Genomic DNA, 9239 nt, shown 5'->3' on the forward strand with positions numbered 1-9239 from the left:
ATCGTCATAACGCCACCCATGATAAGCATCTGGTTGCGCTGGGCGGAATCGTTCTTGATGTTCTGCAGAACCATAGGCAAAAACGTTGCCAAGGCGAACACGAGCATGAGTACCAAATACGGGAAGAATGCGCCGAAACCGTCAGAAATCACGTTTGCAGGCGTTTTCGTAAGGTCGGTAACCATGCCATAGAAGCTGTATACCTCGTCGGGGTGCGAGTAACCAATCTCACGCAGCGTTTGGAACATGGCCAAGAAGATCGGCATCTGGATGAGCATGGGCACGCAGCCAGCCAGGGGATTGAACTTGGTTTCAGCGTAGAGCTTTTGCATTTCCTCGTTCTGACGAACGGGGTCGTCGGCGAACTTCTTCTGAATCTCTTGCATAAGAGGCTGGACCTTCTGCATTTGGAAGGTCGACTTGATTTGCTTGTGCATGATAGGAGCAACGAGCAAACGGAAGATAACCGTGATAACGATGATCGCAAGACCCCAGTCGCCAAGGAAATTGGCGAAGAATGCGATGCAATCGAATATCCAGTCCTTAAACACGTCCCACATACGGCACTGCCTTTCTAGAGCTTGTCGGGAACAGGATCATAGCCGCCCTCATGGAAAGGGTGGCACCTTGCGATGCGTTTTATGGCGAGCCAGCCTCCCTTGCGTAAGCCGAAACGTCGAATCGCCTCGAGCCCGTATTCCGAGCACGTGGGAACATAGCGGCAGCAGGGGCCAAAAATTGGGGAAATGGCAGCACGATAGAATTGAATCGCGAGCAAGGCGGCCCGCTTAGGCAGCGAGCGCACAAACGCAAACACGGCATTCATCGAATATGCCTTCTTCCACAAACTCCCGCCCGGAGCATTATCGCGAAGCAGGATTGATTAAACCGGCCTTTTCAAGGGCCTTTTCGCATGCGTGGCTCACTTTACTATAAGAAGCCTTCAGAATGGCGGAGCGTGCCGAAATTACGACGTCCCAACCCTCCCACGGGCCCCCAAGATCGCACACAATTGCACGGAGCCGGCGTTTCGCGGCATTGCGCCAAACGGCGTTGCCAAGCTTTTTTCCCGCTATAAAAGCAACACGACCATGCAAATCATGGTCGTGTTGCTCAGTTCTCTTCAGCACAAGCACCGTTGCGAACGGTGTGCTGAAGCGTTTTCCCTGCGAAAAAAGCCGCGAAACGTCGACGCTCGACCTAATTGTCGATTTCACGCCGACCTCCGAGGTTTTTACACGGTCAGACGCTTGCGGCCCTTGGCGCGACGACGAGCGAGAACGGCACGGCCGCCCTTGGTCGCCATGCGTGCGCGGAAACCGTGGGTCTTGGCGCGCTTGCGGTTATTCGGCTGATAGGTGCGCTTCATTTCGACTCCCTTTCACGTTATTGCAGCATGTGTTTCTCAATGAATAGCCGTACAAGTATAACGTAGCGAAATCGGATGTAAACCCCCTTTTCACGCAGTTCATAAAGCATTTTCGAAAGAAAACGGCGCTTTCGGGCGAAAAAACGCTACTAGTAGGCTCGCTTATGTTCTCAACACTATATATAGGTTTCGATTCACGACGAATTCTTCACGAGTGGAAAATGGAACGGAAAACAACGACTTTTCCAACCGCGGAAAACCGCCGAGGCGTCGTTGCGGCTCTTTCCACCGCACGATCGCGGGCTAAATAAGCTCCATTGTGGAAAACCAAGCTTATTCACCGTCTAGAAATGTGGAAAATGAGGAAAACCCAGGCATTACGCGGTTTTTCCGGTGGAAAACTACGCGGAAAACCGTGAAACACGTTTTGGAAAAATGTTTCCCAACATCGCGAAAACCACTTTGCAAAAACTTCAAAAAGCGGTTATGAGCTGGGCTTTTCCGTGTTTTCGCAAATTTTTCCAGCATGAATTCAAAACTTGCTCTGGACTTTTCAGGAAAGCGTACAAACTGTCGTGTTTTTCCGTTCTCTCCCCCTTGTTTTCCAGTAAGTCAAGCTGTTTTTCAAGGTTTTCCGCATTGGTTTCCAATCATTTCCACCGTTTTCCACATTCCTTGAATAAAAAGTGGAAAACTCGGAAAACATGAGGTTGATGGCTATGGAAATTTCCACCATGAGTGGAAAGAGTCTTGAAAAACATGACTTTCCACCTCTAGAATGGTGGAGCTCATTCGTGAAAAAGTTTTTACAATTTTCCAAGCGAGTGAAAATTAGCGGAAAACCTGGAATAACTTGGGAAAAGCGTTGGAACCTACACTAAACACAGCACAAAACGCACCCGAGCCCGCATCTGGAGTCAACGAGGATTACTCTCGCGCTATCGCGAGCGCACGAATCGCTTGCTATGACGACTTCCGAAGCGCGCCACGCGTGACTGAAATAGCTCCTACCACCACGGCGGAGTTCATCGAGAATCTTGCCTCCACTATCTACACCCAGGCCCAGCAGGCCGGCGGCAGCATTCCCTATACTGCGATTCGCGAGGTCAGCGAGAATTTCATCCATGCCCAATTCAAGGAAATCGTGGTCTCAATTTTCGATAAGGGCAACACGATTCGCTTCACCGACCAAGGCCCCGGCATTCCCCAAAAGGAAAAGGCGCAAATGCCTGGCTTTTCGTCGGCCACAAGCGACATGAAACGTTACATTCGCGGCGTCGGCAGTGGATTGCCCCTGGTAAAGGAATATCTTTCGTTCTCGCACGGTCGCATCACGATCGAAGACAACATCAAATGCGGCTCCGTAGTAACCATCAGCGTGAAACCCGAAGAAGATTTCGACGTGCCGAGGGGCGCACCCACGCGCGAGCAGCGCAAACAAATGGTGCCCGCCCTTTCCGACCGCGAGAAAGACGTGCTCTATTTGTTCTTGGACCAGCCCACGCTGCGCGTGACCGACATCGTCGAAGAACTTGGCCTTGCGGCGAGCAGCGCCCACCGCGCGCTCAAAAAGCTCGAGGAGGCAGGCCTTATTTCCACCGTCGGAAAAATGCGACAGGTCACTGACGAAGGTCTGCGCGTCATCGACGCGTTGTTTTAATTTCCACACCCCGCTGAAGACACCACAATTGGAGGATTGGCCGCTATAATCTCGATACCATCTACGGAGGGAAGGCGGCTTGAATAAACATGGATCCAAACAACCCCTATGAAACCTGGCAAGCCGTTATCGAAAAGGTCAAATCGTATGGCACGGTGAATCCGGCACAGGTCGACGCGTTCCTGGGACGAATGCAGCCGCAAGCGTCGAGCGTGGGTTTCCTGCTCGCCACCGTCGATACCGACTTCATTAAAGGCCAAATCGAAAAGCGCTTTCTTTCACAAATCGAGCAGGCGCTGCGCGACTTGTTCGAAACCGAATATGTGGTAGAAATCGAGGTCGACCCAGGTTCTTCGGCGTTCATGCAGCAAATCGCCACGCAAAACGCCCAGCAAGCGGCACCTTACACGCCGCCTGTGCAACCGGCAGCCCCTCAGGCGGCGGGAGCGCAGGCGGGCGCTGCGCCCATCACGACCGTGCATTCCGAACCTGCGGCGCCAGCCGCGCAGCCGATTCAACCCCAGCCCCAGATCGCACCGCAAGTTCAGCCTGCTGCCGCGGCACAGCCGAGCTCCCCACAGCCGCCGGCGGCGACAAGCCACCTCACCGGCAGCCAAATCGCGCGCGCAAACGGCATGGACACGGGCGCCGCCGCGCTGACCTTCGAGAACTTTATCATCGGCGATTCGAACCGTTTGGCCTATTCGATGGCCGTATCGGTAGCGGAATCGCCCGGCAAGTCGACCTTGAATCCCCTGTTCATCTATGGAAAAAGCGGTTTAGGCAAAACGCACTTGCTGCGAGCTATCCAGAACTACATTCTGGAAACGCGCCCCGATATGCGCGTGGTGTATATCGACGCGCAGGAGTTCATCACGGAATATTCCATCGCCGCGATTGACCACAGCAAAGACAAATCGAGCTTCCAGGCGTTCCAAAGCCGCTATCTCGACGCCGACGCGCTGCTCATCGACGACGTGCAGTATTTCCAGGGCAAATCGGCCACAGTAAATATCGTGTTCCAGCTGTTTAACCGCCTCACCGACGCCGGCAAACAAGTCGTACTTTCGGCCGACCGTTCGCCGAAGAGCATCGATATCGACGAACGCTACAAGAGCCGCTTCAATTCGGGCGGCACCTACGACATTCAGCCGCCCGAGGTCGAAACGAAGCTCGGCATTATTAAGTCGTTCATCGAGGAATACAAGCGCTCCGAAGGCAGTTGGGATTTATACGTCCCCGAAGATATACAGATGTATATCGCGGAAATATCGAGCTCAAACGTACGCGAGCTCAAAAGCGCCGTAACGAAGGTCATTTCGCAAATGACCGCGTTCGGAAACCCCGACATCACGCTTTCCGACGTGAAATCGCTGCTCGAGAACCATTTCTCAGCCGGCGCGTTGAAGAAAATCACCGTCGAAGCCGTGCAGCACGAAGTCGAGCAGTACTATCAGGTGAGCCATGCCGACCTCATTGGCACGAAGCGATCGCGCAATATCGCCTATGCGCGGCACGTAGCGATTTATTTGTGCCGCCAGATGATCGACATTCCTTACAACGACATCGGAAAGCGGTTCAATCGCGACCACTCGACCATTATGAGCTCCGTCGAGAAGATCGAGAAGAAGACCAAAGAGAGTCGAGAGCTTCAAGAAGAGCTCGAGATCATTATTAAAAACATTCGGGAAAACTAGTCGAAAACTTGAGGAAAGCGGTGGAAAGATAATATAAGCAATAAAAGCAGTGGAAAGCGGGTGCAGATTGTCAAACATTCTTCAGTCATCATAAACAATGATTGAACAGGCACGATGCAACCTTTTCCACTTTTCCACCGTCCTTATTACTACTACAATCATTAATTATTTATTTAAGAGCAGAAGGGCAAAAAAGTGAGATTCAACATCAACAAGAGCGAACTCCTTAATGCATTGACCATCGTGTCCAAGGGCACAGCTTCGCGCTCTACCATCCCTGTGCTTTCTGGCGTCTACATTAAAGCAGAGGGTATGGGGCTGGTTATGGAAACCACCGACCTCGAACGCTCTATTCGTTACAGCGTTCCTGCTCTCGTTGAGGAAGAGGGAACAACCGTTATTCCCGAGAAGCTTCTTCTGGATATCGTTAAAAACCTGCCTGAGGCAGCTGTGGAGTTCCAGACGCACGATTCCACTGTCACGGTATCGTGCGGCAAATCGTCGTTCACGCTCAAAACGCTCGATGCAGCCGACTTCCCCCCGTTCCCCAACGTTGACGTTTCGAGCTCCATCGAGGTGCCGTTCGCGGAATTCTGTTCTATGGTTAAGCGTGTGGCGAAGGTCGTCTCGAAGGACCAAAGCCGTGCAGTGCTCACGGGCGTGCTTATCTCCACGTCTGACGAAGGCTTGCGCATGGTTGCGACCGACTCGTATCGACTTGCTGTGGCCGATATTGCGCTTGAAGGCGTGCAGGAGAATTTCGAGGCGATTGTTTCTGGCGTGTTCCTTCAGGAGGTTGCCGGCCTGCCGAAGATGGAAGAAAACATTACCATTGGCCTTACGGCGAACCAGATTGTGTTCACCTATCAGAATATGGTGCTCATCAATCGCCGCATCGAGGGCAATTTCCCGAACTATCGTCAGATTATTCCGCAGACATGGGCAACGAAGACGTGCTTCACTACGCAGGAGCTCATTACTGCAGTGAAGCGCGTGGGCTTGGTGAGTGCGCTTTCGTCGCCCGTGAAAATCGACATCAACGCCGAAGCGGGCAACGCGATTATCAACGCGGCCACGCAAGACGTGGGCTCGGCCGAGGAAGTTGTCGGCTGCGAAGTGGCGGGCGAAAGCATTCAAATCGCCTTGAATCACCAGTATGTGCTCGATGGCCTTATGTCCGTCTCGACCGACCAGGTGTTCTTCGAGACCTCGTCGCCCATGAAGCCCGGCATTTTCCGTGCGGGCGCAGGCGAGAACTTCCTGTATCTCGTTATGCCCGTTCGCGTATCTTAAGGACGTGCTTGCCGTGGCAAACGATCTTCGCATTCAGGAAGTGCGCCTGGCCGGTTTTCGCAATTATCGAAGCCTCGCATTGGGCAACATAGGTGGACTCACGATTTTCGTGGGTCCTAATGCCACGGGCAAAAGCAATGTCGTCGAGGGAATTCAACTTTTGTGCGCCCATGGGTCGTTTCGTTCGGCCCGCGGCCGCGACCTCATTATGTGGGGCGCGCCATTCGCTCGCCTCGAAGCGCGATTCGTATCCGACTCGCGCGACTTGAGCGTTGCGACGGTGATTGAACCGGCATCGAGGTCGTACACGCTCAATGGGAAGCGTCGTGCTGCGCAAGATTTGCAGGGAATTCTGCCCGCCGTGGCGTTCTCTCCCGACGATCTTGAGCTTGCGAAGGGCTCCCAAACGCCCAAGCGTTCCGCGATCGATTTGCTTGGCAGCCAGCTTTCGAAGAATCATCGCGTCATTCGCCGCGATTACGAAAAGCTTTTGCGCAACAAGAATGCGCTTCTGAAAGACGAAGCGTCCGATGTGCTCATCGATAGCGTGAATGATGCGCTTATCCCCGTAGCTGCCCGCCTGCACATGTATCGCGTCGCGCTGTTCCGCAATCTATGCGGACGCATGGCTCGCATATACGGTGACATTACCGACGGCGCGGAGGAGCTCTCGTATTCGTACATTCCTTCGTGGCTTCCGGAGGATTTGGCGGAGTTGGCTGAAAGTCGCCCGTACGATGCGGAGATGTCGAAAGACGAGGTTCTTGATGCAACGGCGAATGCAATGTTCTCGCGCCGCCTTGAGGAGCGCGCCCGCCGTCGCGCGGTTGTGGGTCCGCATGCCGACCGTATGGAATTTTTCATCGACGGGCGCAATGCTCGCACATTCGCTTCGCAGGGCCAGCAGCGCTCCATTGCGCTTGCGTGGAAAATCGCTGAGGTTGAATTGGTTAAGAAGATGCTTGGCGTCAAACCGGTGCTCTTGCTCGACGACGTGATGAGCGAGCTCGATGCCCGCCGCCGCGGCGCGCTCGTTGATTTGCTGCATGAAGACATTCAGACATTCATGACCGCCACCGATTTGACGTGTTTCGAGGACGATATCGTCGATCGGGCATCTGTGCTCGATTTGTCGAAGGCGGGTGTTCGCGCATGAGCAACTCCATGAAATCGTTTTCCATGGCCCTTCAAAAGACTCTGCGTGGGCAGGCGTCTTCGGATGTGCTTGCGGCTAAAGCGGCACGCGCCGCGAAGGTGAAGCGTATGTGGAAGTCGGCGCTTGAAGCGTGCGCTGGCCCTGCTGCTGCGGTGATTCTCGACCACACGAATTCGATTTACATCATTCGCAAGGCCGAAGAAGAGACAGATGTTTCACGTGAAACATCTGAACGGGATGAAACCTCGCGCACCTCGCAGGCCGCCGCTCGTTCGACGGGTGGCGCGTTCGCTCGTCGAAAGCCGCCCGCGGGCGAGCTCATCGTGTATGTGGAAGATAGTCTTATCGCAGCGGAGGTCGACGCGCGTCGTGAAATGATCAAACTGAAGTTCCTTGAGCTGTTTGGCGAAGAAATCGACGAGTTTCGCATTCGCGTCTCGCGTGGCAAGTACAAGCTCTCTCATCCTTACCGCGAAGAAGCTGAAAAAACGGCGGCTCAAGAGAAAGCGCCGCGTGTGGCGCTTTCTGAGGCGCGTATAGCCCAGATTGACGAGGAGCTGTCCACGATTCCCGATAAAAAGGTGCGAGAAGCGCTTAAACGCGCCATGATTTCCGATTTAGAGGTAAAAAACGCTGCGGCAGCCAAAAAAGGCGACAATGGGGCCTTGTAGGCCGTGTGGACTATCTTAAATCGCGTGCTGAAGCGCGGTATAAAACCTTGAATATGGTAAAATTCGCTAGTTGGATTGCTTGAGTTTTCGCGCCCTCTCCAGCTGGCGTGCTCCTCGGCGTCCTGTTTTATGTGAAATTGGCGGTTGAAACGCTTTATGCCTATGGCGCCGGCGTATGTCGGCGCATCCCGATTTGCATCGGGACGGAAAGGAGGAGGTCGTGGTCAAAGAAAAGCCCGACCACTACGACGGCTCAGACATTAAGGTCCTCGAGGGCCTTGAAGCCGTGCGTATGCGCCCCGGCATGTATATCGGTTCGACGGGTCCGCGTGGTTTGCACCACCTTGTGTATGAGGTTGTGGACAACGCCGTCGACGAGGCCCTTGCCGGCTATTGCACCAAAATCGATGTCACGATTCACGAGGACAATTCCATCACGGTTATCGACAACGGCCGCGGCATCCCTATCGACGAGCATCCGAAAGAGAAAATTCCTACGGTCGAGGTCGTTCTCACCATCCTTCATGCAGGCGGCAAATTCGGCGGCGAGGGCTATAAGGTTTCCGGCGGTTTGCACGGCGTTGGCGTTTCGTGTGTGAATGCGCTTTCCACGCGTCTCGAGGTTGTTGTGTGCCGCGATGGCGGCAAGCATGAAATTGCGTTTGAGCGCGGCAAAACGGTCGAGAAGCTGCACCGCATTGGCGACGCCGACCATACGGGCACCATGGTCACCTTCTGGCCCGACCCTGAAATCTTCACCGACACGGTCGTGTATGACTACGACACGCTCGCCGAACGTTTCCGTGAAATGGCCTTTCTGAACAAGGGCCTCCATATTCAACTTACCGATGAACGCGAACGCGAGGAAGACGGCTCTTTTAAGACCGAATCGTTCCAGTATGCCGGCGGTATCGTCGACTTCGTCACGTGGCTCAATCGTGGCAAGGAAACGCTGAATACCCCGATTTACTTTACGGCTGAAAGCGCCGAGGGCACGGTGGAAGTTGCTATGCAGTGGTCAACGAGCTACAGCGCTCACGGTGTGCTCGCATTCGCCAACAACATCAACACCCATGAGGGCGGCACGCATCTCGACGGCTTCAAGAATGCGCTCACGCGCACGATCAACGAATACGCCCGCGCCCATGCCATTCTGAAGGAAAAGGACAGCAACCTTTCTGGCGACGACGCCCGTGAGGGCTTGGCGGCTATCGTGAGCGTGAAGCTGCACGACCCGCAGTTTGAGGGCCAGACGAAAACCAAGCTCGGCAATACCGAGATTCGCGGACTGGTACAGGGTGCGGTGACGAAGGGCCTCGCTGAATACCTCGAGGAAAACCCCGCGCCGGCAAAACGCATCATCAGCAAGGCGACCCAGGCGCTCAAGGCGCGC

At 54.3% G+C, this 9239-nt stretch carries 10 protein-coding genes; 6 read left to right on the plus strand and 4 right to left on the minus strand.

The features are described 5' to 3' along the window. From ACWI8T_RS06640 to rpmH, 4 genes are all read right to left on the minus strand, one after another. A partial coding sequence (locus ACWI8T_RS06640; RefSeq protein WP_449138371.1) for a YidC/Oxa1 family membrane protein insertase occupies positions 1-560 on the minus strand: 560 nt, incomplete at its 3' end. A 14-nt stretch (positions 561-574) separates the two neighbouring features. Then, positions 575-826, minus strand: coding sequence for a membrane protein insertion efficiency factor YidD (gene yidD, locus ACWI8T_RS06645; protein WP_123218858.1), 252 nt, complete (start codon positions 824-826; stop codon positions 575-577). A gap of 37 nt (positions 827-863) precedes the next feature. Beyond that, positions 864-1217 (minus strand): ribonuclease P protein component, encoded by a 354-nt coding sequence (gene rnpA / locus ACWI8T_RS06650; protein ID WP_114615638.1) that lies wholly within the window; start codon positions 1215-1217, stop codon positions 864-866. Positions 1218-1234: 17 nt separating this feature from the next. Continuing rightward, positions 1235-1369, minus strand: a complete 135-nt coding sequence (gene rpmH / locus ACWI8T_RS06655; RefSeq protein WP_114615639.1) for a 50S ribosomal protein L34 — start codon at positions 1367-1369, stop codon at positions 1235-1237. 991 nt (positions 1370-2360) lie between these two features. Between rpmH and ACWI8T_RS06660 the strand changes: the two genes are divergently transcribed. From ACWI8T_RS06660 to ACWI8T_RS06685, 6 genes are all read left to right on the plus strand, one after another. Beyond that, a complete protein-coding gene (locus tag ACWI8T_RS06660; RefSeq protein ID WP_311719061.1) occupies positions 2361-3029 on the plus strand; it encodes an ATP-binding protein in 669 nt (222 codons plus the stop codon). 89 nt (positions 3030-3118) lie between these two features. Next, entirely contained in the window at positions 3119-4726 is a 1608-nt protein-coding gene (gene dnaA, locus ACWI8T_RS06665; protein ID WP_449138372.1) for a chromosomal replication initiator protein DnaA, read from the plus strand. 195 nt (positions 4727-4921) lie between these two features. Further along, on the plus strand, positions 4922-6019 hold the full coding sequence (gene dnaN, locus ACWI8T_RS06670) for a DNA polymerase III subunit beta (protein WP_449138373.1): 1098 nt from the start codon (positions 4922-4924) through the stop codon (positions 6017-6019). A gap of 13 nt (positions 6020-6032) precedes the next feature. Continuing rightward, complete coding sequence (recF, locus tag ACWI8T_RS06675; protein ID WP_449138374.1) at positions 6033-7175, plus strand: DNA replication/repair protein RecF; 1143 nt, start codon at positions 6033-6035, stop codon at positions 7173-7175. Next, positions 7172-7846 carry a DUF721 domain-containing protein gene (locus tag ACWI8T_RS06680; RefSeq protein ID WP_281668523.1) on the plus strand — a complete coding sequence of 225 codons (675 nt, stop codon included), beginning with the start codon at positions 7172-7174 and terminating at the stop codon, positions 7844-7846. The genes recF and ACWI8T_RS06680 overlap by 4 nt, the downstream gene beginning before the upstream one ends. Before the next feature lie 175 nt (positions 7847-8021). Continuing rightward, positions 8022-9239, plus strand: a 1218-nt coding sequence (locus tag ACWI8T_RS06685) for an ATP-binding protein (RefSeq protein ID WP_449138375.1), incomplete at its 3' end; no start/stop codon positions are given.

This window comes from Slackia sp. (assembly GCF_977041755.1).

Bases quoted from the DNA above. Each gene is read 5' to 3' on its own strand.
- dnaA (WP_449138372.1), top strand. From the start codon at position 3,119: ATGGATCCAAACAACCCCTATGAAACCTGGCAAGCCGTTATCGAAAAG.
- yidD (WP_123218858.1), bottom strand. From the start codon at position 826: ATGAATGCCGTGTTTGCGTTTGTGCGCTCGCTGCCTAAGCGGGCCGCC.
- rpmH (WP_114615639.1), bottom strand. From the start codon at position 1,369: ATGAAGCGCACCTATCAGCCGAATAACCGCAAGCGCGCCAAGACCCAC.
- ACWI8T_RS06680 (WP_281668523.1), top strand. From the start codon at position 7,172: ATGAGCAACTCCATGAAATCGTTTTCCATGGCCCTTCAAAAGACTCTG.